The organism is Reyranella sp., from assembly GCF_965229815.1.
Classification (GTDB): Bacteria; Pseudomonadota; Alphaproteobacteria; order Reyranellales; family Reyranellaceae; genus Reyranella.
The window spans coordinates 996,368-1,021,757 of record NZ_CBDDJN010000002.1 but is presented as its reverse complement, the minus strand read 5'-3'; the positions used below and the strand labels follow the sequence as shown (position 1 = coordinate 1,021,757).

Below are 25,390 nucleotides of genomic sequence, written 5' to 3'. Positions count from 1 at the left end.
ACTTTCGCGCGGGCCCGTCCTCGTGCCATCGAGTGACGATGAAGCGGACAATGGGAAAGGCGGCCGAGCCGGCTGCCGCTTCCGGCAGCCTGGTGCTCGCCAAGGGCTTGCGGGTGTTGAGCCACATCGCCTATCGCGGCGGCGATGTCGGGCTGCGCGAGCTGGCGCGCGAGACGAAGCTGCCGATCGCGGTGACGCATCGCCTCGTGACGGCGCTCGTGGCCCAGCGCTATCTCGAGCAGGACGCCGAGACCGGCAAGTATCGCATCGGCGTGCAGGCCTTCGAGGTCGGCCGCGTCTATCTCAAGTCGGCACGGATCGAGAACTGCGCGCCGCCGGTGCTGCGGCGCGTCGTCGAGACGGAGCATCTCAACGCCTTCCTCGGCGTGATGCGCGACCAGAGCGTGGTCTATCTCCTGGCGCTGCAGGATTTCGGGCCGTTCAACATCCGCGTGGCGCCGGGCTCGGAGGTGCCGCTGACCACCACCGCCATGGGGCGGGTGCTGCTGTCCGACCTTTCCGACAGCGCGATCGAGGACAAGCTGACGCGCTATGCCGCGCAGCGCTTCAGCGCCCCCGAGACGCCGTCGCGCGAGGAACTGATGGCGCAGCTCCGGACCATCCGTCGGCAGGGCTATGCCGTCTCCCAGGACGAGGCCTTCCACGGCGTCGTGTCGGTCGGCGCACCGGTCGTCGACTTCTCCGGCCGCGTCGTCGCCGCCATCAGCATCGGCCGGCCGATCCATCTGGAGAAGGGACCGAGCCTCGACCGCATGATCCGCTGCGCCCGCCAGGCGGCGGCCGAGATCTCCGCCTGTCTCGGCGCGAAGCGCCCGTCAGGGAGCGGCGAAACGGTGGACAACTGACGGCCCGTCGCCGCACGTCGCGGGATCCTAAAGGAGCTTCCGCTCGCTAGGTGGGCGAGGTTCGGCCGCAGCCGGGATAGAGAACGACGAACAAGTCAGAGAGAAAGGAAGCTCATGGACGGTCTGAACGCCAATTCCCCGCACGCGCGGGACATCCGCTATCTCGTGCACCAGCAGACGGAGCTGCGCTCCTACCGCGAGCAGGGCGGCACGCTGATGGCGCGCGGCAGGGGAATCCACGTCATCGACGAATCCGGGAAGGAGTACATCGAGGCGATGGCCGGCCTGTGGTGCGCCTCGCTGGGCTTCAGCGAGAAGCGCCTGGCGGAGGCCGGCTACCAGCAGCTCCTCGACCTGCCTTACTACCACACGTTCTTCGGCAAGGGTCATCTGGCCAGCGTCGACCTGGCCGAGAAGCTCATTTCCGTGGCGCCCAGGCCGATGGCCAAGGCGCTGTTCCAGTGCTCGGGCTCGGAAGCCAACGACAGCGCCATCAAGCTGGTCTGGTACTACCACAACGCGATCGGCAAGCCGGAGAAGAAGAAGATCATCGGCCGCGAGCGCGGCTACCACGGCAACACCGTGGCCTCGGTGAGCGTTTCGGGCCAGCCGCACATGCGGCTGGGTTTCGACGTGCCGCTGCCGATGTTCCGCCACACCAGCAACCCGCACTACTACCGGCTGCACGAGGACGGCGAGACCGAGGAGCAGTTCGCCGACCGCATGGCCAAGGATCTCGAGGACCTGATCCTGGCCGAGGGCCCCGAGACGGTAGCCGCGTTCTTCGGCGAGCCTGTGCAGGGCGGCGGCGGCGCCATCACGCCACCGCGCACCTACTGGGCCAAGATCCAGAAGGTGCTGAAGAAGTACGACGTGCTGTTCGTCGCCGACGAGGTGATCGCCGGCTTCGGCCGCACCGGCAACATGTGGGGCTGCGAGACCTACGACCTGCAGCCCGACATGATCTCCTGCGCCAAGGCATTGTCGGCCGCCTACCAGCCGATCTCGGCCCTGATGATCTCCGACAGGATCTACCAGGCCCTGGAGAGCCTGAGCGCCACCAACGGCACGTTCGGCCACGGCTTCACCTACGGCGCCCATCCGGTGGCCTGCGCGGTCGCGCTGGAGACGCTGAAGATCTACGAGGAACGCCGGATCGTCGACCATGTCCGGGCCGTCGGCCCGGCCATGCTGAAGGGGCTGGGGGCCTTCGCCGAGCACCCGCTGGTGGGCGACGTGCGCGGCGTCGGCCTGTTCGCGGGCGTCGAGCTGATGAAGGACCGCAAGACGCGCACGCCCTGGGCGCCCGAGCAGAAGGCCGGCACGCTGGTGCAGGACCTGGCGCTGAAGCACGGGCTGATCGTGCGCGCGATCGGCGACCGCATCGCCTTCACTCCGCCGCTGATCATCACCGAGGAGGAGATCGGCGAGATGTGCCGGCGGTTCGGCCTGGCGCTCGACGAGGCGCATAGCGAGCTCGCAGCCTGAACGGGGCCTTGCGCCGGTTCTGAAGCGTCATGAGATCGGCCGGAACCGGCCGATCTCGCCGGGCGCTCACTACCCGCGGCCGAGCTAGGCCGGGTGGCGATTGTCGTCGAGCACCGTCTCGCCGACATGGCCCGGCGCCTCGACCACCATGTCCACCTCGACGGCGCCCGTGCGCTCGAACGTCAGCGTCATCGCCACGCGCGCGCCGACGGCCGGCGGTTCCGCCAGGCCCTTCAGCAGCAGGTGATAGCCGTGCGGCCTCAGCACGATGGTGCTGCCGGCGGGGATCGCGAGCCCGTCGGGAAACGCCTTCATGCGGATGTCGCCCCCCGCGACCCGGATGCCCTGGATCTCGACGGCGGCCGTGACCTTGGTGCTGGCGCCGACCAGCCGGTCCCCCTCCGCATCGGCATTGACGATCGTCAGGTAGCCGCCGGCCCGGTCCGGATAGACGGAGTCCGGCCGGACCCAGGGCGTGCGGATCGTCAGCCCGCCGCGCGAGGCGGCCGCCTCGGTCGGTTCGCTGCGACGGCGACGGAACCAGCTCAACACCTGCTCACTCCCCGACGTTTTCACGGCTCCTAAGACCGCAGGTTGGCGCCGGCCGTCAAGGATGAGATGGAGCGGCAAGCACTCGCCGGCTAGCGGCGACCCATGCTCGCCATCGGCGGACGCGTCGCGCGGGCCTGCGGCGCGTTCAGCTCCTCGATCAGCCACTCCTCGAACGCCTTCGTCTTGGGCCGGCTGACCGAGGCTGGCGGACAGACGAACCACCACGCCTTGCCGCTGTCGACGATCTGCGGGAACGGCTGGAAGAGCCGCCCCGACGCGAGGTCCTCGCGAAAGAGCTGCGGCGGCCCGACCGCGATGCCGGCGCCCTCCATCGCCGCCTCGACGGCGATCATGGTCGAGTCGAAGGTCAGCACGCGCTTGGGCTTGAAGTCGCCCATGCCGACCGCGCGCAGCCAGATCGGCCATTCCGGATCGTAGGTCATGTCGATCAGCGGCACGCGCTGGAGATCGTCGAGCGTCTTCAGCTTGTCGCGATAGCGCCGGCCGCACAGCGGCGTCAGCACGTCGGAGAACAGGCGCGTGGCGTGCAGCTCGGGCTCGGGTTGCACCGTGAAGCGGATGGCGCAGTCGAAATCCTCGCGCGCGAAGTCGACCTGACGGTAGGTGGTCGTCATGCGCACCTCGATCTCGGCATGCTTGGCCTGGAAGCGGTGCAGGCGCGGCGCCAGCCAGCCCAGCGCGAAGGTCGTGACCACGCTGACGTTGAGGGTGCCGGAATTGGCCTTGCGGCCGACGCGCTCCAGCGCGTTGGTCATGCGGTCGAACGCATCGCGCAGGTCGGGCAGCAGCGCCTCGCCCTCGCTGGTGATCTCGAGCCCGCGCGGCCGGCGCACGAACAGCGCGACGCCGAGGCGCTCCTCGAGCGCCTTGACCTGGTGGCTCACCGCCGCCTGCGTGACGTGCAGCTCTTCGGCGGCATGGGTGAAGGAGGCGTGACGGGCGGCGGCCTCGAAGGCGCGCAGCGCGTTGAGCGGCAGTTGGGAGCGGCTCATGCGGACACCGACTTCATAGTTTTTCTATGTCACCCCCGAACAAATCGTCCTTTGCGGAACGGCACATCATACCGCAAATAGAGGCTCTACACGAGGTCGAACTCGGCAATCCGGCCGGGTCTGCCTCAAACGGAGCTAAGTCATGTCGACCCTGTCCAGCGTGCGGGGAATTGCCCGCCCGGCAACCTCTTCCTTCACCCTCGGCCGCGCCACGTCGCTGCTGGCCGGTGTGGTCGTGGTCGGGATCGAGAAACTCATGACCCGCGCCGAACTCGCCCGCTCGCGACGCCAGCTGGGGCAGCTCGACGAACGGCTGCTGCGCGACATCGGCATCGACCGGGCGACCGCCCGGAACGAGGCCGGCAAGGGCTACTGGCTCTGACCGGGCGGCAATTGCCGTCGGGTGGCGGATAGAGCAGGGTCGGGTCCCGGTGCTTTGATGGCGCCATGACCCGACACGCCCTTCCGCCGCCCACCTTGTCCCTCGCCTCACCCGCCTTCCCCGCCCGCCTGCCGGACGACGAGACGTGCTGGCAGGCGATCCGTCGCCGCGACCGGGCCTGGAATGGCCGGTTCTGGTTCTCGGTCCGTACCACCGGGGTCTACTGCCTGCCGTCCTGCGCGGCCCGGCCGCCGCTCCGCCGCAACGTCTCCTTCCACGCCTCGCCCGAGGCGGCGGAGGCGGCGGGCTTTCGCGCCTGCCGGCGTTGCCGGCCGCGCGACTGGCAGGCCGATGTCGGCCTCAGCCGGCCGGTGGCCGACGCCTGCCGGCTGTTCGACGCGACGGACCTCGACGCCCCGCCCTCCCTGGCCGAGGTGGCGCAGCGCGTCGGCCTGTCGGCCGGAGCCCTCAGCAAGCGCTTCGTCACCGAACTCGGCGTCAATCCGCGCGACTGGCTGATCGCCCGCAAGCGCCAGCGCTTCCGCAAGGCCCTGCGCGCCGGCGACTCTGTGGCCGACGCGCTCTATGGCGCCGGCTACGGCTCGCCGAGCCGCGTCTATGAATCCAGCGACAAGGCGCTCGGCATGACCCCCGCGACCTACGCCAAGGGCGGGGCCGGCGCCCAGATCGACTTCACCACCACGGAGTCCGATTTCGGGCGCGTGCTGGTGGCGGCCACGCCCAAGGGGATCGCCGCGGTGTTCCTGGGCGACGACGACAGCGTCCTCGAAAAGGACCTTCGCCGCGACTTCCCCGCCGCCGACATCACCCGCAACGACCGGGTCCTCGGCCCGCGCGTGAAGGCCGTCCTGGCGCGCCTGCATGGACGCCGGCCCTCGGCCCTCGACGCCGCCGACGTGCCGCTCGACATCGTGGGCACGGCCTTCCAGTGGAAGGTCTGGAAGGAGCTGACCCGCATCCCGGCCGGCGAGACCCGGACCTACGGCGAGATCGCCCGCCGGATCGGCGAGCCGAGCGCCGCCCGCGCCGTCGGCCGCGCCTGCGCCACCAACCAGGCCGCCGGCGTCATCCCCTGCCACCGTGCCGTCGGGGCCGGCGGCACGCTGAACGGCTACCGCTGGGGCGTGTCGCGCAAGGAACGCCTGCTGGCCGCGGAACGGCTGGCGGAGGGACGCCGTCGCAGCAGCACGTAGAAGGCGCCGCCGCCGCCGTGGCGCGGATGGGCGGGCCGTACAGCCTCCACCCGCCCCCGGTTGTCCGCCCGGTTGAGCCAGCCCACGAACTCCGCCCGAATGCGCCCGCCCAGTACGCGGCCGCCCTCGAGGCGCATCCCCTTGCCGGTGACGATCAGCACCAGCCGCAGGTCCTGGCCCGTCGAGCGCTCCAGGAAGGTGGCGACCGCCCGCTCCGCCGCCGCCAGGGTCATCCCGTGCAGGTCGAGGGAGGCCTGGGGCACGACACGGCCGCGCGACAGGCTGCGCGAGATGTCGCGATCGAACCCGCCGCCGTCGGCGGAAAGGTCGGGCATGGTCCTGGACGGGCGCATCGCGGGGGCGCGTTCCGGGAGCCGCCCCGGTTTCTCGCCGGTCGGCCGGGCCAGGACACCCGACGGCCGCGCCCCCGGACGTCGTCCCTTCAGGGGCTTCACATCGGCCATCGCCGCCGCGAACAGGTCGACATCCTTGGCCATCGCCCTGCGTGTATCACATTGCATCCCGTCGCCAGCAGCCGGGCAGCGCCTTCCGGCCGGGAATCGCTCTGGCCTTGCCGGCTGGTCGGGTCTACACAGCCCGCCATGGCCCTTGCGCCCCCCAACGCGCCACCGGCGCCCGATCCCGATCTGGAGAACGGCCTCCAGTACCTGAAGGCCGGCTGGTTCGACCGTGCCGAGCCGCACTTCCGCTCCGCCCTCGCGCGGTACGGCGAGCGGCCGGACATCCTCCACTTCCTTGCCGTCTGCCGGGCCCAGCGCAACGCGCTCCCCGAAGCCGAGGCCCTGTGGCGGAAGGCCCTGGCCAAGGATCCAAACGAGCCGATGCTGTCCTACAATCTCGGCCTGGCGGCCCGGCAGATGGGACGGCTCGACGAGGCGGCCCGCCGCTTCCGCGACACGATCCGCAACGCGCCGGCCCATGTCGAGGCGCGGATGGCGCTCGCCTCGATCCATGTCGAGCAGGGCCGCTTCGCCGCCGCCGAGCGCGAGCTGGGCGAGCTCATCGGCAATGTCGACCAGGCCATCCAGCAGGGCGGCGAGGCGTTGCGGCCGCTGCAGGCGCGAGCCCGCAACATGCTGGGCTACGCGCTCTACAGGCTGGGCCATTTCGACGCCGCCATCGGCGTGCTCGACATGGCCATGAGCGACGCCGGCGAGGACACCGACCGGCGCGGCCAGATCCTGGGCGACCGGGCGCTGGCGCTGAGCGGGCTCGGCCATGCCGACGAGGCGGTCAGCGAAGCGGCCCGCGCGGTCGAGCTGGCCCCGGGCAGCGCGCCGCTCCAGCATGTGCTGGGCTTCGTGCTGCAAGCCGCGGGCCGCCCGGCCGAGGCGGTCGGCCCCGTCCAGCGCGCCCTCGAGATCGATCCCGGCTTCAGCGGCGCCCTGCGCACGCTCGCCACCGCCCAGGCCGCGCTCGGCCAGCAGGACGAGGCCGCCCGGCTGCTGCGCCAGGCCCTCGAGAGGGATCCGGCCGACAGCGACGCGGTCCTTCAGCTTTCCCTTCTCCTCATAGAGAAGGAGCAGTTCGAGGACGCGCTGCAGGTCCTGGCCCCCTATATCAAGCAGACGTCGCAGGACCCGCGGGCGCTGAACAATCAGGGCCTGGCCCTGCGCGGCCTGAAGCGCTTCGACGAGGCCCGCCGCGCCCTCAAGCGCGCCAACCGGGCGGCCAGCGGCGACCCGTTCATCCTGACCAACCTCGCAAGCGTGCTGGTCGACCTCGGCCGGGCGGCCGAGGCGCGGCCGATGCACGAGCAGGCGCTGCGCAGCCTGCCCGGCGATTCGCGCCTGCTCGGCCACTACGGCATCTGCCTCGCCGCCCTCGGCGACAAGGACAAGGCCCGCGAGACGCTCGACGCGGCCCTGGCCGCCAATCCCGACAATGCCGAGGCGATGAACGCGCGGATCGCGCTCGATGCCTGAGCCGGCGGCGGCGAGGGCCGTGACCGATGCCGCGACGGGCGGGGCCGACCGCCTGGCCGAGGTCCGCCGCCGCATCGCCGACGCCGCGCGCGAGGCCGGGCGCGATCCCGCGACCGTCACCCTGGTGGCGGTCTCCAAGACCCATGGCCCGGAGCGCGTGCAGGAGCTGATCGACGCCGGGCAGCGCGTGTTCGGCGAGAACCGCGTCCAGGAGGCGGAAGCGAAGTTCCCGGCCCTCAAGCAGGCCCATCCCGACCTCGAGCTGCATCTCATCGGGCCGCTGCAGACCAACAAGGCGCGCGAGGCGGTTTCCCTGTTCGACGTGATCGAATCGGTCGACCGCGAGAAGCTTGCGGCCACCCTGGCCAAGGAGATGGCCCGCGTCGGCCGCCGCCCGACCTGCTACGTCCAGGTCAATACCGGCGAGGAGCCGCAGAAGGCCGGCATCCTCCCGGCCGAGGTCGACGCGTTCGTCGCGTCCTGCCGCGACATGCACAAGCTGCCGGTCGCCGGGCTGATGTGCATCCCGCCGGTCGACGAGGAGCCGGCCCTGCACTTCGCCCTGCTCGCCAAGATGGCGGCCCGCAACGGACTGCCGGCGGTGAGCATGGGCATGAGCGCCGACTACGAGACCGCGGTGCGGCTGGGCGCCACGCATGTGCGCGTGGGCACGGCGCTGTTCGGCCACCGCGGCCCCTAGCGGGCCATGCCGGAGCTTCCCGAGGTCGAGACGGTCCGCCGCGGTCTTTCGCCGAGACTGGTCGGACGCCGCATCGTTCGCCTCATCCAGCGCCGCAAGGACCTGCGGCTGCCGATGCCGGCGCGTTTCGCCGCCCGGGTCGAGGGCCGCACGGTGCGCGCCATCGACCGGCGCGCCAAGTACCTGCTGCTGCGACTCGACGACGGGCAGACGCTGATCGTCCATCTCGGCATGTCGGGCCGCATGACGCTGCACGATGCCGCGAGCGCCGCGGCGCACCCGTTCGGGCGGCATGACCATGTCGTGTTCGAGACCGACGAGGGCTGGCAGGTCCGCTTCAACGACGCCCGCCGGTTCGGACTGATGGTCCTCGCCGCCGACGAGGCGGTCCCCGGCCACAAGCTGTTCAAGGGGCTGGGACCCGAGCCGCTCGATGCGACGTTCGACGGCGCCACCCTGGCCGCGCGCCTTGCCGGGCGGCGCACGCCGGTCAAGGCGGCGCTCCTCGACCAGAAGACGCTGGTCGGCGTCGGCAACATCTACGCCTGCGAGGCCCTGTTCCTGGCCGGCGTCTCGCCGCGCCGTTCCGCCCACACGGTGCGGGGCGAGCGCGCCGACCGGCTGGTGGCCGCCATCAAGCAGGTACTGCAGCGGTCGATCGAGGACGGCGGCTCGACCCTGCGCGACCATGTACAGCCCGGCGGCGAGCTCGGATATTTTCAGACCCGGTTCAACGTCTACGACCGCAGCGGCGCGATCTGCCCGACGCCGGGCTGCGGCAAGCCGGTGCGCCGCCTCGTCCAGGCCGGGCGCTCCACCTTCTACTGTGGCCGCTGCCAGCGCTGACGTTCCGCCAGCGGCCATCGCCGCGGTTCCCTCCGACGCCAAACCCTTCTAGGTAGGTCGCGCCAGGATGGAGGGAACCGTGACCGACTATCAGAACATCAAGACGGAGACCAAGGGACGCGTCGGCATCATCCGGCTCGACCGCCCCAAGGCGCTGAACGCACTCTGCGCCGACCTGGTGCGCGAGCTCGGCCAGGCGCTCGACGGTTTCGAGAAGGATCACGGCATCGGTTGCATCGTGCTCACCGGCAGCGACAAGGCGTTCGCCGCCGGCGCCGACATCAAGGAGATGAAGGACAAGTCCTACCAGGACGTCTTCCTGGAGGACTTCATCACCGTCGGCTGGGAGAAGGTGAGCCAGGTGCGCAAGCCGATCATCGCCGCGGTCGCGGGCTATGCGCTGGGCGGCGGCTGCGAGATGGCGATGATGTGCGACTTCATCCTCGCAGCAGACAACGCGAAGTTCGGCCAGCCGGAGATCACGCTGGGCACCATTCCCGGCGCCGGCGGCACGCAACGCCTGCCGCGCTTCGTCGGCAAGTCGAAGGCCATGGACCTCGTGCTCACCGGCCGCATGATGGATGCGGCCGAGGCCGAGCGCTGCGGCCTGGTCAGCCGCGTGGTGCCGGCAGCCCAGCTCATGGACGAGGCCATCGCGGCGGCAGAGAAGATCGCCGGCCTGTCACTGCCTGCCACCATGGTCGCCAAGGAGGCGGTCAACCGCGCCTTCGAGACGACGCTGGCCGAAGGCGTACGCTTCGAGCGGCGCACCTTTCACGCAACCTTCGCCTTCGAGGACCGGGCCGAGGGCATGGCGGCCTTCGCCGAGAAGCGCAAGGCGGCCTGGAAGCACCGCTAGGAGCGGAATTCGACGCCGCGGACGCGGGATTTCGACCGGCCGGCCCGGGCTTTGGGGCCCGGTCGGCGGGGTTGACCGGGTGCCGGCCGGCCCGTATAAGCGCGCCCTTCCGACGCAAGAGGACGAGATGGCAAACCACAAGTCGGCCGAGAAGCGCGCGCGCCAGACGAAGCGCCGTACCGACGTGAACACCGCGCGGCGCAGCCGCGTGCGCGGCTCGCTGAAGAAGGTCGAGGAAGCGATCAAGACCGGCGACAAGACCGCGGCTGCCGCCGCGCTGCGCGCGGCGCAGCCCGAGGTGCAGCGCGGGGCGACCAAGCGCATCATCGCGAAGAACGCCGCTTCACGGCGTGTGTCGCGACTGGCCGCCCGCATCAAGGCGATGGCCTGATCCTTCTCTCGTCCCGGACGACCATGGACGCCGCTCTCACGAGCGGCGTTTTCTTTTGTGGGTCGGCGATCGGCATCTTGCCTGACGCGCGCGCGCGTGACGATTTCACAGCGCGTCGCTACGCTCACGCTCACCTCGATGAGCGTGCTCCAATTTTTTTTCCGGCGGCGCGACCAACTTCGTTTGGTTGGGATTTGGACGAACGACATACGATTCGCGTTTATCGCTTCGCCGACGCAGCCGGACGCAAGATGTTGAGCAGCGTCGACGACGAAAAGCGTCGAGGAATCGGAATCGCGACGATGTCAATCGAGTCACGACAAGAACAGGATGGATAGCGGGTGATGTTCGCCGCCGAACCGTTTGCGAAGCGCAACGAGTCTGTCTAAGAGTCGGGCCATCGCGACGAAGCGTGGGGCGCAAAGACGCGAGCCATCGGCGAGGAAGAGGGGCATCCTCCTCGCCACCGAACGAGGGGAGAGCTGCAGGCGGCCGGTGACGATGGATCGACTCAAGACGGCGTCCCCTCTAACGACGCCCACCCGCGATCATCGTTGTCATCGTCGTCCTGCGTGCCGCCTTCGGTCGTCGGCTCTTCCGTCATCGCTCCCTGCGGCAAATGAAGAGCGGGGGCTATGGCGAAAGACAACAGGATCGCGGGCGCATATGAAGTCTCCCCTGCCACCGGCTACGCCGGCGACGTGGATCCGACGACGGCCTGGAAGATCCTGAGCGAGAACAAGGACGCGATCCTGATCGACGTCCGCACCCGCGCCGAATGGAACTATGTCGGCCTGCCCGACCTCGAGAGCCTCGCCCGCAAGGCGGCGCTGATCGAATGGCAGGTCTTCCCGAGCATGCAGCCCAATCCGCAGTTCGTCGACGCTCTCTCGGGAGCGATCGTCGACAAGGACGTGCCGCTGCTCTTCTTGTGCAGGAGTGGAGCTCGATCGGCCGCGGCGGCGAAAGCCATGACCGCGGCCGGCTACAGTACGTGTCTCAACGTGGCAGACGGCTTCGAGGGGCCTCTCGACGCGCACGGCAAGCGTGGCGGCGTCGGGGGATGGAAGGCAGCGGGACTTCCGTGGAGACAAACGTGAACCGAAATCAGATGCCTGCTCAGGGCAGCAACAAGAATGCGGCGTATGAACAACGGACAGTGGCGGGGGCCAATATGGAAGAGCTTGCGGGCCGAAAAGAGCTGGAAGCGCATTGGGTGCGCGTCTGCGATCGGCTTCGCAAGGAAATCGGAGACAAGGCCTTCAAGACCTGGTTCGGCGAGGTCGAGCTCGGCGAGCTGAAGACCGGCAAGCTGCGCCTCTATGCGCCGACGCGTTTCGTCCGCGACTGGGTGTCCCGCCACTATGGCGACCGGGTGCTCGCCTACTGGCAGTCGGTCAACGGCGAGGTCGCGAGCGTCGAGGTCAACCTCGTCCCGCCGCCGGCGCCGCGCCGTCCGAGCGACATCATCGCCGTGCCGCCGGTGCCGTCCTCGCCCCAGTCCTACCCCTCGTCCATGCCTCGGCTCGGCCCGGCCATCGGCCGCGGCGCCGACGACGCGTTCCAGGGACCGGAGGCGCGCTACACCTTCGCCAACTTCGTGGTCGGCAAGCCCAACGAGTTCGCCTACGCCGCGGCGCGCAACATCGCCGAGCAGGACCGTCCGCTGCCGGAGCGCAACCCGCTCTACATTTTCGGCGGCGTCGGGCTGGGCAAGACCCACCTCATGCATGCGATCTGGCACGCCATCCGCGAGCGCTCGCCCCAGACCCGCGTGCTCTACCTGACGGCCGAGAGCTTCGTGAACCGCTTCATCCAGGCGCTGCGCACCAAGAACACCAGCCAGTTCAAGGAACTGTTCCGCAACGTCGACGTGCTGATGGTCGACGACGTGCAGTTCATCTGCGGCAAGGAAGCCAGCCAGGACGAGTTCTTCTTCACCTTCAACTCGCTGGTCGAGCAGAACAAGCAGATCGTGCTCTCCTCCGAGAAGCCGCCGAGCGAGCTGCAGGACATCGAGGAGCGCATGCGCTCGCGGCTGGGCAGCGGGCTGGTCGCCGACATCCATTCCTCGACCTACGAGCTCCGGCTCTCGATCCTGCAGACCAAGGCGGAAGGGGCGCGCGTCCCGGTGCCGGTGTCGGTGCTGGAGTTCCTGGCCCACAAGATCAGCACCAACATCCGCGAGCTCGAGGGCGCGCTCAACCGCGTCGTGGCCCACGGCCAGCTGATCGGCCGCGAGATCACCGTGGAGATGGCGCAGGACGTCCTGCACGACCTCCTGCGCCAGGCCGACCGCAAGGTGACCGTCGACGAGATCCAGCAGCGGGTGGCGGCGCACTACAACATCAAGCTGGCCGAGATGAGCTCGCCACGCCGCGCCCGCTCGGTCGCCCGGCCGCGACAGGTGGCGATGTACCTCGCCAAGCAACTCACCACGCTCAGCCTGCCGCAGATCGGCAAGCGCTTCGGCAACCGCGACCACACGACGGTCATGCACGCCGTGCGCAAGATCGAGGAACTCAAGGTTTCCGACCTTTCGATTGCGGAAGATGTCGAGTTGCTCAAGCGCCAGTTGCAGGGCTGAGGCCCTGCTGCCGCACGGCGCCGGACGGGGTCCCGAGGGGCCCCGTTTTCGTGTCCGGGAGCGCTTAAGAGCCTCAGAAAACGGGCGAAATCGCTTCCGGCGCCGACCCGGCGTGCTATAGTCTGCAACCGTTCCGCAATGCCCTTCCAGGGGCCGGCGAGACGGGTGTCTCAACCGCTCTTTGGCCCCTCGTACAGCGACCCAGCCATGAAACTGACGATCGAACGGGCAGCCCTCCTGAAGGCGCTGGCCCATGTGCAGAGTGTGGTCGAGCGGCGCAATACCATTCCCATCCTGTCCAACGTCCTGATCACCGCCCAGAAGGGCCGGCTGAGCCTGGCGGCGACCGACATGGACCTCGCCATCACCGAGCAGGTCGACGCCAGCGTCGGCAAGGCGGGGTCGACCACGGCGCCGGCGCACACGATGTACGAGATCGTGCGCAAGCTGCCGGACGGCGCCCAGGTCGAGGTCGAGACCGCGACCGACGGCAACAGCCTGATCATCCGCGCCGGGCGGTCGCGCTTCACGCTCCAGTGCCTGCCGCCGGCCGATTTCCCGGCAATGGCCGAGGGCGACCTGCCGCACCGCTTCCAGCTGCCGGCGACCGACCTCAAGGGGATCATCGACCGCACCCGCTTCGCCATCTCCAACGAGGAGACGCGCTACTACCTCAACGGCATCTATTTCCACGCCGCCACCGCGGACAATACCCAGGTGCTGCGCGGCGTGGCGACCGACGGCCATCGCCTGGCCCGGGTCGAGGTGCCGCTGCCGAAGGGTGCCTCCGACATCCCGGGGGTCATCGTGCCGCGCAAGACGGTGAACGAGGTGCGCAAGCTGCTCGACGAGAGCGACGGCTCGGTCGATGTCGAGCTGTCCGACACCCGCATCCGCTTCGCCTCGGGCGGCGTCACCCTGGTCAGCAAGCTGATCGACGGCACCTTCCCCGACTACGAGCGCGTCATCCCGACCGCCAACGACAAGGTCCTGAACGTGCCGTGCAAGGAGTTCGCGCACGCCGTGGACCGCGTCTCGACCATCTCGACCGAGAAGTCGCGCGCCATCAAGCTGGCCGTCGCCAAGGGCGTGGTGACGCTCTCCGCGACCAGCCCGGACGCCGGCAGCGCCACCGAGGAGATCGAGGTCGACTACCAGGCCACGCCGCTGGAGATCGGCTTCAACTCGCGATACCTGCTCGACATCACCGAGCAGATCGCCGGCGGCGAGGCGCGGTTCCTGATGGCCGATGCCGGCTCGCCCACCCTGGTGCGCGACGGCGCCGACGAGAGCGCGCTCTACGTGCTCATGCCGATGCGGGTATGACGGCGCCGCCGATCAGCGCACTCGCCTATTCTCCCGACGCCGCAACCGGCGCAGCGCCGGCCATCCTGGCCGTGCGCCAGCTCCGGCTGACCGACTTCCGCAACTACCGCCAGCTCCGCCTCGACTGCGGCGCCGATCCCATCGTGCTGGTCGGCGCCAATGGCGTCGGCAAGACCAACCTCCTGGAGGCGCTCAGCTTCCTGGCGCCGGGCCGCGGCCTGCGCCGGGCCCGGCTGGACGAGGTCTGCCGGCGGGCCCGCGGCGAGGCCCCCGGCGCCGCCGGCTGGGCCGTCGCCGCCACCCTGGACACGCCCGACGGAAGGCTGGCCATCGGCACCGGCCTCGAGGCCGGTCGCGCCGAGGGCACGCTGCGCCGCGCGGTGCGCATCGACGGCCGTTCCGCCGCCAGCCAGACGGTCCTCGGCCAGCACGTCGCGGCGGTATGGCTGACACCCCAGCTCGACCGTCTCTTCCTCGACGGACCGGGCGAGCGGCGGCGCTTCCTCGACCGGCTGGTGACGGCGCTGCATCCCCAGCATGCCGGCGACGTCGCGGCCTACGAGAACGCGCTCCGCCAGCGTGCCCGCCTGCTCGGCGAAGGCAACCGCGATCCCCACTGGTTCACCGCGCTCGAGGACACGATGGCGCGCCACGGCGTGGCGCTCGCGGCCGCCCGTGCCGACACGGTCCACCGCCTCGACGCCGCCGCGCGGCTGGGCGTCGGCCCCTTCCCGCGCGCGGCGCTCGCCATGGCCGGCGAGGTCGACGGCTGGCTGGCGACCATGGCCGCCATCGACGCCGAGGACCGGCTGCGCGCGGAGCTGGGCGCCAACCGCTTGCGCGACGCCGAATCCGGCACCACATGCTGCGGGCCGCATCGCAGCGATCTCGCGGTGCGCCATCTCGATCTCGACCTTCCCGCGGCCGAAGGGTCGACGGGCCAGCAGAAGGCCATCCTGGTTTCGATCGCCCTCGCCCATGCGCGCCTGGTCGCCCTGTCGCGCGGGCGGGCGCCGCTGCTGCTGCTGGACGAGATCGCGGCCCATCTCGATGCCGAGCGACGCGACGCCCTGTTCGACGAGGTGGTCGCGCTGGGCGGCCAGACCTGGATGACCGGCACCGACGCCGGGCTCTTCGCTCCCCTTGCGGGCCGCGCGCAGGTGCTGCGCGTGACCGACGGCTCGATCACGGCCGCCTGACCCCTTCCTCGAAAGCCCGAACGAATGACCGACAACGAGAACGACAAGACCCCCGACAAGGCCGAGGCCTCAGCCACGCCGGCCGCCGCCCCCCAGGCCTACGACGCCGACTCGATCAAGGTCCTGCGCGGCCTCGATGCGGTGCGCAAGCGCCCGGGCATGTACATCGGCGACACCGACGACGGCACCGGCCTGCACCACATGGTCTACGAGATCGTCGACAACGCGATCGACGAGGCGCTGGCCGGCTACTGCGACCGCGTCGAGGTGATCCTGCACGGCGACGGCTCCGTCACGGTGACCGACAACGGCCGCGGCGTGCCGGTCGACATCCACAAGGAGGAAGGCATCTCGGCCGCGGCCGTCATCTTCACCCAGCTCCATGCCGGCGGGAAGTTCGACCAGAACTCCTACAAGGTCTCGGGCGGTCTGCACGGTGTCGGCGCCGCCGTCGTCAATGCGCTGTCAGAGCGGCTCGACCTGCGCATCTGGCGCAACGACAACGAACATTTCATGCGCTTCCAGCACGGCGATTTCGAGAAGGACCTTCAGGTCGTGGGCGAAGCGCCGGCCGGCAAGCATGGCACGGAGGTGAGCTTCCTGCCGTCCAAGCTGACCTTCACGAAGACCGAGTTCGACTTCGCGACGCTGGAGCACCGCCTGCGCGAGCTCGCCTTCCTGAACTCGGGCGTGCGCATCGTGCTGACTGACGAGCGCGGCGCCGAGCCCAAGGTCTCCGACCTGTTCTACGAAGGCGGGATCGAGGCTTTCGCCAAGTACCTCGACCGCAACAAGCAGGTGCTGCACAGCCCGCCCGTGTCGATCCGCGGCGAGAAGGACGGCATCTCCGTCGAGGTCGCGCTGCAGTGGAACGACAGCTACCACGAGACGATGCTGTGCTTCACCAACAACATCCCGCAGCGTGACGGCGGCACCCATCTTGCCGGCTTCCGCGGCGCGCTGACGCGCACGATGAACAAGTACGCCGACGAAAGCGGCCTCTCCAAGAAGGAGAAGGTGAGCCTGACCGGCGACGACATGCGCGAGGGCCTGACCTGCGTCCTGTCGGTCAAGGTGCCCGATCCGAAGTTCTCCTCGCAGACCAAGGACAAGCTCGTCTCGTCGGAGGTCCGGCCCGTGGTCGAATCGGTCGTCGGCGACAAGCTCGGCCAGTGGTTCGAGGAGCATCCGGGCGAGACGAGGAAGATCCTGACCAAGGTGATCGAGGCCGCCGCCGCGCGCGAGGCGGCGCGCAAGGCGCGCGAGCTGACCCGCCGCAAGGGCGCGCTCGACGTCAGCTCGCTGCCCGGCAAGCTCGCCGACTGCCAGGAGCGCGACCCGGCGCTCAGCGAGCTGTTCATCGTCGAGGGCGATTCGGCCGGCGGCTCGGCCAAGCAGGGCCGCAACCGCGCCAACCAGGCGATCCTCCCGCTACGCGGCAAGATCCTGAACGTCGAGCGCGCGCGCTTCGACAAGATGCTGTCGTCGGCCGAGATCGGCACGCTGATCACGGCGCTGGGCACCGGCATCGGCCACGACGACTTCGATCTCGGCAAGCTGCGCTACCACAAGATCATCATCATGACGGACGCCGACGTCGACGGGAGCCACATCCGCACGCTCCTGATGACGTTCTTTTATCGCCAGATGCGCGAGCTGATCGACGCCGGCCACCTCTATATCGCCCAGCCGCCGCTGTTCAAGGCGGCCAAGGGCAAGTCCGCGATCTACCTCAAGGACGAGCGGGCGCTCGACAACCACCTGATCGACAGCGGCCTGGAGGGCGCCACCTTCCGGCTGGGCGACGGGTCGAGCCAGAGCGCCGGGGACCTGCGCAGCACGGTCGACATCGCCCACTCGGTCAGCAATCTCGTGAAGCCGCTATCGCTGTCGCGCCGCGTCACCAGCCAGGCGGTGATCGAGCAGGCGGCCATCGCCGGCGCACTCAACCCCGACATACTGGCCGATGCCGAGCTCGCCAAGCAGACGGCCGACTACATCGCCCGCCGCCTCGACGCCGTCAGCGCGCCGCTGGAGCGCGGCTGGGCCGGCGAGCCGACGCCCGACGGCGGGCTCGTCTTCACGCGGCGGCTGCGCGGGGTGCAGGAGCGCCACGTCATCGACGGCCCGCTGATCAAGAGCGCCGAGGCACGGCGGCTCGACGCCCTCGCCGAAAAGCTGCAGCCCGTCTACATGAAGCCCGGCACCTTCGTCTCGCGGGACAAGGAGATCGTGATCAACTCGCCCACCGAGCTCTACGCGGCGGTGCTGGAGGCCGGGCGCAAGGGCGTCACCATCCAGCGCTACAAGGGGCTGGGCGAGATGAACCCCGACCAGCTGTGGGAGACCACGCTCGATCCCGAGGCGCGGACGCTCCTGCAGGTCAGGATCAACCATGCCGACGAGGCCGACGAGATCTTCTCCACCCTGATGGGCGACGTCGTCGAGCCGCGTCGCGAGTTCATCCAGGACAACGCCCTGAAGGTCGCCAACCTCGACGTCTGACGGGCCGGCGCCGCGCCGACGCCCGTCGCCTCTCGCTCAGAACCGTCGGGCCAGGCGCGCCGTCCCGGCAAGCGCGCCGTAGTTGTTGCCGAACTCGGCGTCCGCCTGCAGTCGCAGCGACCAGGCCGGGTCGAGCTGCAGGCTGGACCCCACGCGCACGATGCCCATATCGCTGGGCAGCGGCGCGCCGGACACCGCAAAGCCCGATCCCGGCAGGGACTGGAACCAGGCGGTTGCCGAGCCGGTCGTTTCGTACTCGTGCGCCCAGGCCAGGCGGGCCGTCAGGCTCGCCTTCGAGCCCAGCACCCTGCCGACATCGGCATCTAGTTCGAGGCCGAGCTCCGAGCGGACCGACCAGGCGGCATTGCCGCTGAAGCAGAGCGCCGCGCCGCTGCCGGTCTGCGAGGTCTCGCAGAAGCCGGGCAGGTTGATGAGCTGTGCCTGGCCCGCCGCGAACGGCGTGATGCCATGGTCCCCCAGGGCAAAGCGGTGCCCCATCTCGAGCTGCCCCGACCAGGTCGACGCGGTGTAGCTGGCGGCCAGGTTGTCGGCGAGGAAGGGCACCGGACGGTTGACGCTGACGCTGTGCTGCCCCCAGGCGGCGGCGGCGGCGACATAGACCGGATCGAAGGTGGCGCGACCGTAGAGTCCGGCCTGGAAGGCGTTCGACCGTCCGGCGCCCAGGCCACCGTCGAGGTACCAGGCCGACGTGCCGCCCGAGATCGCGACGCCGAGCAGGCCGTGGTCGAACTGCCAGTCCGCGCCGGCGGCGATGCCCTGTGCCGACGTCTGGACGCCCGAGGAGCCGGCGCCCGTCGTGCCGCCCAGCCAGCCGTAGCCGCCGAATCCCGTCAGCCAGCCGCGGGCCCGCTGCGGCGCCGGTGCCGCTTCCGTCGCGGCGAGCGAGGCGTATTGCACGCCCTGCGGAGACGCGCCGCCGGGTCCCGTCCCCAGCACCGTGTTGAGGAAGAGGTTGCCGTATCCGAAGGCCGCGACCTGCACGCCGGTCTGGGCCTCGCCGGTCAGCGTGTTGAGCGAGCCGGCGAGCGCCGATCCGCTCTGGTTGAACAGGCCCGACAGCGCGCCGGGCAGGCTGTTGCCGGTGTTGAAGCTGGTGTTGAGGGCCGAGGCCACCGCGCTCTGGTTGCCCATGAGCGACGTGCCCGCGCCCAGGACGGCCGTGAGGTTCAGCAGCACGTCGCTCGGCGTGTAGGAGAGCGAGGCCAGCAGCCCCGGCGGCAGGCCGAGGGTCGACAGGGAGTCGAAGGTGCCGCTGCGACCGCCCGCCGCCGAGAGCACCACCTGCGGCGCCGGCGAAAAGTAGTCGCCGGCCGCGAAGGTTGCGACCGCCGTGCCCTGGAGGCTGGCGCTCCCCGTGACATTGGTTCGGTCCGCCGCTCCCGGGGCCACCTCGATCAGGTAGGCCGACCGGGGAGCGAAGGCGAGATTGCCGTTCACCGTCAGCGTCCCGATCGAATTGCCGGGTGACAGGATGCCGCCCGGGGCGATCGTCGTGCCGGACACGGTACCGGTGCCGCCCAGCGTCCCGAACACGCTGAGGGGCGAAACGATGGAGCCGTTGACCACCAGCGTCGCGCCGGATTCGACCGTGGTCGGGCCGGTATAGGTGTTGGCGCCGGCGAGCACGATGCTGCCGCCCATGGCGCTGTTGGCAATGACGAGCTGGCCGGGCGTGCCGGGCACGGCATCGGACAGGACACCCGTGAGCGTCGCGCTGCTGCCGCGCTGGTCGAGACGGTTGGTAGCAGAGCCGTCGACCGTGAAGTTCTGTCCGTAGGTCTCGCCCCAGGTATCGACCTGCAGGGTGCCGCCGGTGAAGGCCGGGATGACCGTGCTGCCGACGTTGCTGATGAAGTAGGTCTGCCCCGCCGCGATGGCCGAGACCGGCATGATACCGGCCAGGCTCGCCGAGCCGTAGGCGCCGGTGGCGGCGTAGGGCCTGAGCGCCATGCCGCCGGTGCTCGCGTCGCCCGTGACTTGGCCCGTCAGGCTGGTCAGCTCGCCGCTGGCGCTCAGAAGGCTGAACAGCACGTTTCCTTCGGGCGTGATGGAACCCAGGATCGTGAAATTGCCGAGCGCGCTGCCGGGCGGTGCCGCCCCCAGGCCCCAGTAGTAGCCGTTGGAATAGTTGCTGATCTTGAACGTGCCCGGCGCGGCGGTGCCGAAAAGCAGCGGGCTGTTCAGGGTCCAGGTCGTGCCCTGGGTCCACCGCCACTGTGGCGACGTTACGTTGGTGGTGACGACCTGCGACGGCGCGGGGGGCGTGAAGACCGCGGGATTGTAGGGCGTCATGTAGGCCCAGTGCGTGACCAGCAGGCTGGTGCCCGTGATCATCTGCATTTCCATCAAAGGAATGCCGTTGACCTCGCGCATCTGGCCGATGCCGATGGTGCTGGGCGATCCGGGCGAGCTGAAGACGATCGTGATCTGACCCCCCGGCGTCACCAGGCCCTGCATGCTCTGGCTGCTGCTCATCGTCAGGTTGCCGAGGAGGAACGTCGCACTGCTCTGGCCGGAGAAGACGCCGTTGTTCGCCTGTCCCAGCGCCCACAGAGTCTGGTCACCCATCGTCGAGGGCGAGGGCCGGTAGAAGCTCGAGTTTCCCGAGGCGTAGGCAATCAGCCCAGGAACCGGAACGTACCAGTACGAATTCGAGAGGATCGAATCCCATTGGCCGCTTTGGGCGAGCGATCCGCCGGCGGTCGCCCACACGCCGATCGACGCGACAATCGCCGTGCCGATCCCGCGACGGCCCGGCCGGCGACGGCTCGCGCCACGCTGCACGTTCTCCTTGCGACTCTTTCGACGACACGCTCGCACCGACAACGCTCTCAACGACATTCCCCCGAAGGCATCGACCATCGGCGACGGTCTTGCCGCAAACACGCGAGGGCAACAAGCATTGCGGCACAGGCAGCTCGAGCGGCAGAATGCCGGGGAACGGACGATACAATCACGATGCCGCGATCCGCCGACGCGAAGCGGCGGCATGGTACCGCCGGGCTTGCGTCACGGACGAAATTTTGGTTTGGCTCTGAAGTCTGTTCGACCGTTGCCGTGATTCACAACATCTCCCTCGTTCATGTGCTGCTGGTCCTGGCGGCGCTCGCCTGCATCGGCCTCGTGGTCCGCGAGATGCTGTGGCCCCATGTGACCCAGGGATGGCTGTTCGCCCCCGGGCTGGCGGCTGCCGTGGTGGCGGGGGGACTTTTCCTCATCCAGATCGTGGCCGGCCGGCCGCTCTGGCCGTTCGCCGCCGCCGCCGCGATCGGACTGCTGATCGGTCTCGTGCGCGGCCTGACGATTCCCCTGACGCACGATTCCTATCACACGGTGGCCCTGATCTCGCGCCGGGCCAGCATCGTGCTGGTCGCGGTCGGCGTGCTGGTCGGCATCTGCGTCGGGCTGGAGATCTTCGGCGCCTTCGACAGCCCGCTGCACGAGAAGGTCCGCCTGTGGGCGGCGCTGAGCGCCGTGGTCTGCGCCGTGGCGATGCTGGTCCGCGCCCTCACCCTGGCGATCCGGATCATGAACCGCGCGTGAGCGCGGTTCCGCCTCCGGCGCTACAGGACCATCTGCGTCTGGGTCACCACGGCCACCAGCTTGCCCTCGGCCGTGCGGATGCGCGTCTGCCACACCATGGTGCGGCGGCCGCGATGGATCGGCGTCGTCTCGCCGATCACCGTGGCCCCGACCGGCGCGGGGCCCACGAAGTTGGTCTTGCTCTCGATCGTGGTCGTCCCCTTGCCCTCGGGCAGGTTGAGCACGGTGGCGGCGGCGCCCAGCGTGTCGGCGAAGGCCATGACCGCGCCGCCGTGCAGTATGTCGGGCCGCGTGCAGAGCTCGGGGCGGACCACCATTTCCGCCGTCACCCCGGTCTCGCTCGCGGCCACGAACCTCAGCCCCAGGACCTTGGCGAAGGGCAGCGGGTGGTCGTTCAGGAGCTGAAGCTTGTCCATGGTCGTTCCTCCGGGTCGGGCGAGGCTCAGTGGGCGGGACGCAGATCGTCGGCCGCGAGACGGCGCAGGCCGAGATACTCCAGGATGGCGAGATCGGCCACGACCAGCGCCACGACGGCGATGCCCGCGATGCCGGCGGTCGTCCAGGTCGCGGGCATGGCCAGCACGGCCAGGCTCGCCGCCACCCAGGCGATGTCGGCGGCGAGTATCAGCCGCGCCGGCCCGACGGGAAGCGTGGCGCGCGAGGCGATCCAGGCGCAGAGCGCGCCGAAGCCGATCACGCCGAGGCCCAGCAGCTCGAAGACGATCGCGAGGTCGAGGCCGAGCAGGCTGACCGGAGCATGGGCGGCCGCGGCGGCGAAGGGCCCGGCGAAAGCGGCCAGCACCGCACCGGAGGCGACGGAGAAGACGGCGTTGCCCCACAGGGTGCGCCGCAGCAGACGGTCGGTCGAAGCGTTCATGACATCCTCCTAGGGTCGCCCCGCCACGCTGCGGGGCCTGCCAGAGGTCGCACCCGGCTGTCGCTCCAGCAATTACGCGCCGGGTAATCGGCGGACCGGCGGGCCGGTGATAGGTTGGCCGCCATGATGCGATCCGCTTCTCCGGCGGCCGGAACCGACCCGGCTGCCCTGTCGCCACGCCCCGACACGTTCGGCCCGATGCTGCGCACCTGGCGACGCCGCCGCGGAGCCAGCCAGCTGGCCCTCGCCCTCCAGTCGGGCGTGTCGCAGCGCCATGTCAGCTTCCTCGAATCGGGGCGGGCGCGTCCCAGCCGCGAGATGGTCGTGCAGCTCACGACCGCGCTCGACGTGCCGCTGCGCCAGCGCAACGCCATGCTGCTGGCGGCGGGCTTCGCGCCGGCCTATCGCGAGACCAACCTCGCCGCGCCCGAGCTCCTGCCGGTGCGCAAGGCGATCGACCACATGCTGCGCCAGCAGGAGCCCTATCCCGCGGTGGTGATCGACCGGCTGTGGAACCTGATCCAGGGCAACGAGGCCGCCACCGCCTTCACCCTGTTCCTGTTCGAGGGGCCGCCGCCGGCGCCGCCGGCGGGCAAGCCACCCAACCTCCTGCAGTGGCTGCTCGATCCGCGGGCACTGCGCCCGAAAATCGCCAACTGGGAAGAGGTCGCGCGCCATCTCGTGTCGACGACCTATGCCGAGATCCTGGCCGATGGCGGCGAGCCCAAGGCGCTGGCCTTCATCGAGGAGATCATGGCCTTCCCCGACGTCCCGGCGTCGTTCCGCCGGCTGCGCTTCGAGGACCGGCCGCAGCCGGTGCTGACGCTCGACTACATTGTCGGCGGCCGGTCGCTGTCGGTGTTCACCACCATCGCCACGCTGGGCACGCCGCAGGACGTCACCCTGCAGGAGGTCCGGATCGAATCCTTCTTCCCGGCCGACGAGCGCAGCGACGCCCTGTTTCGCAGCCTGGCGGCCAAGGGATAGTCTCCGCCGCGCGGCCCGGCCCGATCATTGCGAGCGGCGGGCCGACACGGGGGAGCCAGGATGAGACAGCCCAGCACGGAATGGCGCGAGCGGATCACGCCGGACGAGGAAGCCCGCCACGCGCATGCCGCGCAGGTCATCGCCAACCTGCAGAAGGCGCGCTCGGCCAAGTACGGCAAGGGTCGCGGCCTGCATCGCAAGCAGCTCCTCGCCGCCCGGGGCTCGCTGGAGATCTTCCCCGACCTGCCCGAGCATTGCCGGCACGGCCTGTTCGCGACCGCCGGCACGCATCCCGTCCTGGTCCGCCTGTCCAACGGCGGTCCCGACGTGAAGGCCGATCGTGCTCCCGACATCCGTGGCTTCGCCCTCAAGGTGCTGGACACGTCCGGCGAAGGCGCGCTGGGCGGCACCACCGACCACCAGGACTTCCTGCTGATCAACCAGGACCATATGGCGGTGGTCGACAGCCGGGAGTTCGTCGAGTTCCTCGAGGCCGCCACGCCGGGCCAGCTCTCCGGCGTCCTGCACCTGTTCACCGCGCACGGGTTGGCGGGCGGATTCCGGCGCCTGCGCGGGCTGCTGGCCCAGGTCGGCAAGCCGTTCCCGGGCTTCGCCGCCGAGCGCTTCAACACCGTGGGGCCGCTGGCCTGCGGTCCCTACGCCGTGCGCGTGCGGCTGGCGCCCGCCGGCAACCCGCCGCCGCAGGCGCGCACCAAGGAGATCGTCGCGGACATGCGCGAGCGCCTGGCCGCCGGGCCGCTCACCTGGACGCTGGAACTCCAGTTCTTCGTCGACGAAGCCGTCACGCCGATCGAGGACGTGTCGAAGGTCTGGCCCGACGCCGAGACGCCGATCGTCGCGGTGGGCCGCCTCACCCTGCCGCAACAGGGTGTCGATCCGGATGCCGAGGCCGAGGCCGAAGCCGCGCGCTTCGATCCCTGGGGCGGGCTGGCCGCGCATCGGCCGCTGGGCGAGATCATGCGCGCCCGCAAGGCGACCTACTTCGAAAGCCAGAAGGGACGCGGCGCGGCATAGCGCGGAACGACGGACGCCCTGTCAGGGCGCACGCCCTCAGGCGAGGTCGTCGACGTCGTTGCGCAGCTTCGTGCCGGCGCGGAAGCGCGCCAGGTTGTCGAGGAAGATCTCGAAGATCGCCTCGTTCTGGCCCTGCGAATGGCTGGCCGTGTGCGGGGAGATCAGCACGTTGGGCAGGTCCCAGAGCGGCGACGCCGGATCGAGCGGCTCGCGCTCGAACACGTCGAGGTAGGCGCCGGCCAGGTGCCCGGCCTGCAGCGCGGCGAGGATGTCGGCTTCGATCGCGATCTCGCCGCGCGAGACGTTGACGAGGTGCGATGCCGCCGGCATCGCCGCGAAGATATCCGCGTTGGCGATGCCGCGCGTCACCGGCGAGGCCGGGCAGCACAGGATCAGCCAGTCGGCATCGGCCAGCACCGCCTTCAGGTCGGCATAGGCCACGGTGCGATCGCAGGGCTCGACCGGCTCGGCCGTGCGGCGCACGCCGGTGACCCTCATTCCCAGCACCTTGAGCAGGGAGGCGATGGTGCGGCCGATCGGGCCCAGCCCGACGATCACGGCCTTCTGGCCCTTGAGGTCGCGCGGCGAGCGCTCGCCCAGCCGGGGCTCCCAGGCGCGGCGGCGCTGCGCGTCGGCCAGCAGGGGAAAGCGGCGGTTGAGCGCGATCACGGCGCCGAGCACGCTGTGCGCCACCGTCACCGCCGTGGCGCCCGACGCCGTCGTCACCCTGACGCCGCGGCCGCGCAGCTCGCGATAGATCGGTCGCTCGGCGCCCGCCGGATGGATCTGCAGCCATCGCAGGCGCGGCGACTTGCGCAGGACGGTCTCGAAGCCGCTGAGCTCCGGCGTCGGATTGTCCTTGCTCGACCGGCCGGTGACCTCGCGGGTCATGAAGGCGATGTCGATGTCGGACGGACCCTCGGTCGCCAGCGCCTGCTCGGCCGTGACGAAGGCGAGGCCCGGGTCCGCGGCGGCGATCCGGGACCCCCAGCGGTCGAGGGCAAAGGCGGAGAGGAGCAGCTTGGACGGCGGCACGGTACTCATGGACGCCCG

General features: G+C 70.1%; 25 protein-coding genes. 18 read left to right on the top strand and 7 right to left on the bottom strand.

Annotated features, from left to right (window positions below; genetic code table 11):
• Positions 1-38: 38 nt before the first annotated feature.
• Entirely contained in the window at positions 39-866 is an 828-nt protein-coding gene (locus ACO073_RS05420; protein ID WP_421996047.1) for an IclR family transcriptional regulator, read from the top strand.
• Positions 867-980: 114 nt separating this feature from the next.
• On the top strand, positions 981-2,354 hold the full coding sequence (locus ACO073_RS05415; protein ID WP_421996045.1) for an aminotransferase: 1,374 nt from the start codon (positions 981-983) through the stop codon (positions 2,352-2,354).
• 84 nt (positions 2,355-2,438) lie between these two features.
• On the opposite strand, the gene ACO073_RS05410 is transcribed toward ACO073_RS05415, so the two are convergent.
• Both ACO073_RS05410 and gcvA read right to left on the bottom strand, forming a co-directional pair.
• Positions 2,439-2,906 carry a copper chaperone PCu(A)C gene (locus ACO073_RS05410; RefSeq protein WP_421996043.1) on the bottom strand — a complete coding sequence of 156 codons (468 nt, stop codon included), beginning with the start codon at positions 2,904-2,906 and terminating at the stop codon, positions 2,439-2,441.
• Between the two features lie 89 nt (positions 2,907-2,995).
• On the bottom strand, positions 2,996-3,919 hold the full coding sequence (gcvA, locus tag ACO073_RS05405; protein ID WP_421996041.1) for a transcriptional regulator GcvA: 924 nt from the start codon (positions 3,917-3,919) through the stop codon (positions 2,996-2,998).
• 142 nt (positions 3,920-4,061) lie between these two features.
• Between gcvA and ACO073_RS05400 the strand changes: the two genes are divergently transcribed.
• Together ACO073_RS05400 and ada are read left to right on the top strand one after the other, a co-directional pair.
• Entirely contained in the window at positions 4,062-4,301 is a 240-nt protein-coding gene (locus ACO073_RS05400) for a DUF1127 domain-containing protein (protein ID WP_421996039.1), read from the top strand.
• 65 nt (positions 4,302-4,366) lie between these two features.
• On the top strand, positions 4,367-5,515 hold the full coding sequence (gene ada / locus ACO073_RS05395; RefSeq protein ID WP_421996037.1) for a bifunctional DNA-binding transcriptional regulator/O6-methylguanine-DNA methyltransferase Ada: 1,149 nt from the start codon (positions 4,367-4,369) through the stop codon (positions 5,513-5,515).
• Here ada and ACO073_RS05390 read toward each other — a convergent pair.
• Complete coding sequence (locus tag ACO073_RS05390; protein ID WP_421996035.1) at positions 5,434-6,012, bottom strand: Smr/MutS family protein; 579 nt, start codon at positions 6,010-6,012, stop codon at positions 5,434-5,436. The two genes, ada and ACO073_RS05390, sit on opposite strands and share 82 nt — an antisense overlap.
• Before the next feature lie 105 nt (positions 6,013-6,117).
• Between ACO073_RS05390 and ACO073_RS05385 the strand changes: the two genes are divergently transcribed.
• The 11 genes from ACO073_RS05385 (at position 6,118) to gyrB (ending at position 17,874) form a co-directional block, all read left to right on the top strand.
• Positions 6,118-7,461 (top strand): tetratricopeptide repeat protein, encoded by a 1,344-nt coding sequence (locus tag ACO073_RS05385; protein WP_421996033.1) that lies wholly within the window; start codon positions 6,118-6,120, stop codon positions 7,459-7,461.
• Positions 7,454-8,161 carry a YggS family pyridoxal phosphate-dependent enzyme gene (locus ACO073_RS05380; protein WP_421996031.1) on the top strand — a complete coding sequence of 236 codons (708 nt, stop codon included), beginning with the start codon at positions 7,454-7,456 and terminating at the stop codon, positions 8,159-8,161. The genes ACO073_RS05385 and ACO073_RS05380 overlap by 8 nt, the downstream gene beginning before the upstream one ends.
• A 6-nt stretch (positions 8,162-8,167) precedes the next feature.
• Entirely contained in the window at positions 8,168-9,007 is an 840-nt protein-coding gene (mutM, locus tag ACO073_RS05375) for a bifunctional DNA-formamidopyrimidine glycosylase/DNA-(apurinic or apyrimidinic site) lyase (protein WP_421996029.1), read from the top strand.
• A 79-nt stretch (positions 9,008-9,086) separates the two neighbouring features.
• Positions 9,087-9,866, top strand: a complete 780-nt coding sequence (locus ACO073_RS05370; RefSeq protein ID WP_421996027.1) for an enoyl-CoA hydratase — start codon at positions 9,087-9,089, stop codon at positions 9,864-9,866.
• A gap of 127 nt (positions 9,867-9,993) precedes the next feature.
• The gene (gene rpsT, locus ACO073_RS05365; protein ID WP_421996025.1) at positions 9,994-10,257 is read left to right on the top strand and encodes a 30S ribosomal protein S20; all 264 of its coding nucleotides are present in this window, start codon (positions 9,994-9,996) and stop codon (positions 10,255-10,257) included.
• Positions 10,258-10,280: 23 nt separating this feature from the next.
• Complete coding sequence (locus tag ACO073_RS05360; RefSeq protein WP_421996023.1) at positions 10,281-10,595, top strand: hypothetical protein; 315 nt, start codon at positions 10,281-10,283, stop codon at positions 10,593-10,595.
• 363 nt (positions 10,596-10,958) lie between these two features.
• Positions 10,959-11,357 carry a rhodanese-like domain-containing protein gene (locus tag ACO073_RS05355; protein ID WP_421996021.1) on the top strand — a complete coding sequence of 133 codons (399 nt, stop codon included), beginning with the start codon at positions 10,959-10,961 and terminating at the stop codon, positions 11,355-11,357.
• Between the two features lie 74 nt (positions 11,358-11,431).
• The gene (gene dnaA, locus ACO073_RS05350; RefSeq protein ID WP_421996019.1) at positions 11,432-12,844 is read left to right on the top strand and encodes a chromosomal replication initiator protein DnaA; all 1,413 of its coding nucleotides are present in this window, start codon (positions 11,432-11,434) and stop codon (positions 12,842-12,844) included.
• 207 nt (positions 12,845-13,051) lie between these two features.
• Positions 13,052-14,170 (top strand): DNA polymerase III subunit beta, encoded by a 1,119-nt coding sequence (gene dnaN, locus ACO073_RS05345; protein ID WP_421996017.1) that lies wholly within the window; start codon positions 13,052-13,054, stop codon positions 14,168-14,170.
• Positions 14,167-15,369, top strand: coding sequence for a DNA replication/repair protein RecF (gene recF, locus ACO073_RS05340; protein WP_421996015.1), 1,203 nt, complete (start codon positions 14,167-14,169; stop codon positions 15,367-15,369). Before dnaN ends, recF begins: the two co-directional genes overlap by 4 nt.
• 24 nt (positions 15,370-15,393) lie before the next feature.
• The gene (gene gyrB, locus ACO073_RS05335; RefSeq protein WP_421996013.1) at positions 15,394-17,874 is read left to right on the top strand and encodes a DNA topoisomerase (ATP-hydrolyzing) subunit B; all 2,481 of its coding nucleotides are present in this window, start codon (positions 15,394-15,396) and stop codon (positions 17,872-17,874) included.
• A 36-nt stretch (positions 17,875-17,910) separates the two neighbouring features.
• Here gyrB and ACO073_RS05330 read toward each other — a convergent pair whose 3' ends face one another.
• A complete protein-coding gene (locus ACO073_RS05330; RefSeq protein ID WP_421996011.1) occupies positions 17,911-20,679 on the bottom strand; it encodes an autotransporter outer membrane beta-barrel domain-containing protein in 2,769 nt (922 codons plus the stop codon).
• 273 nt (positions 20,680-20,952) lie between these two features.
• Between ACO073_RS05330 and ACO073_RS05325 the strand changes: the two genes are divergently transcribed.
• A complete protein-coding gene (locus tag ACO073_RS05325) occupies positions 20,953-21,438 on the top strand; it encodes a hypothetical protein (protein WP_421996009.1) in 486 nt (161 codons plus the stop codon).
• Positions 21,439-21,458: 20 nt separating this feature from the next.
• Here ACO073_RS05325 and ACO073_RS05320 read toward each other — a convergent pair whose 3' ends face one another.
• Positions 21,459-21,854 carry a PaaI family thioesterase gene (locus ACO073_RS05320; RefSeq protein ID WP_421996007.1) on the bottom strand — a complete coding sequence of 132 codons (396 nt, stop codon included), beginning with the start codon at positions 21,852-21,854 and terminating at the stop codon, positions 21,459-21,461.
• A 26-nt stretch (positions 21,855-21,880) separates the two neighbouring features.
• Positions 21,881-22,315: a hypothetical protein gene (locus ACO073_RS05315; protein WP_421996005.1), complete on the bottom strand. Its 435-nt coding sequence runs from the start codon at positions 22,313-22,315 to the stop codon at positions 21,881-21,883.
• 123 nt (positions 22,316-22,438) lie between these two features.
• Between ACO073_RS05315 and ACO073_RS05310 the strand changes: the two genes are divergently transcribed.
• Both ACO073_RS05310 and ACO073_RS05305 read left to right on the top strand, forming a co-directional pair.
• On the top strand, positions 22,439-23,302 hold the full coding sequence (locus tag ACO073_RS05310; RefSeq protein WP_421996003.1) for a helix-turn-helix domain-containing protein: 864 nt from the start codon (positions 22,439-22,441) through the stop codon (positions 23,300-23,302).
• A gap of 60 nt (positions 23,303-23,362) precedes the next feature.
• Positions 23,363-24,337: a hypothetical protein gene (locus ACO073_RS05305; protein ID WP_421996001.1), complete on the top strand. Its 975-nt coding sequence runs from the start codon at positions 23,363-23,365 to the stop codon at positions 24,335-24,337.
• Between the two features lie 36 nt (positions 24,338-24,373).
• Here ACO073_RS05305 and ACO073_RS05300 read toward each other — a convergent pair whose 3' ends face one another.
• Positions 24,374-25,381: a D-2-hydroxyacid dehydrogenase gene (locus ACO073_RS05300; RefSeq protein WP_421995999.1), complete on the bottom strand. Its 1,008-nt coding sequence runs from the start codon at positions 25,379-25,381 to the stop codon at positions 24,374-24,376.
• Positions 25,382-25,390 lie beyond the last annotated feature (9 nt).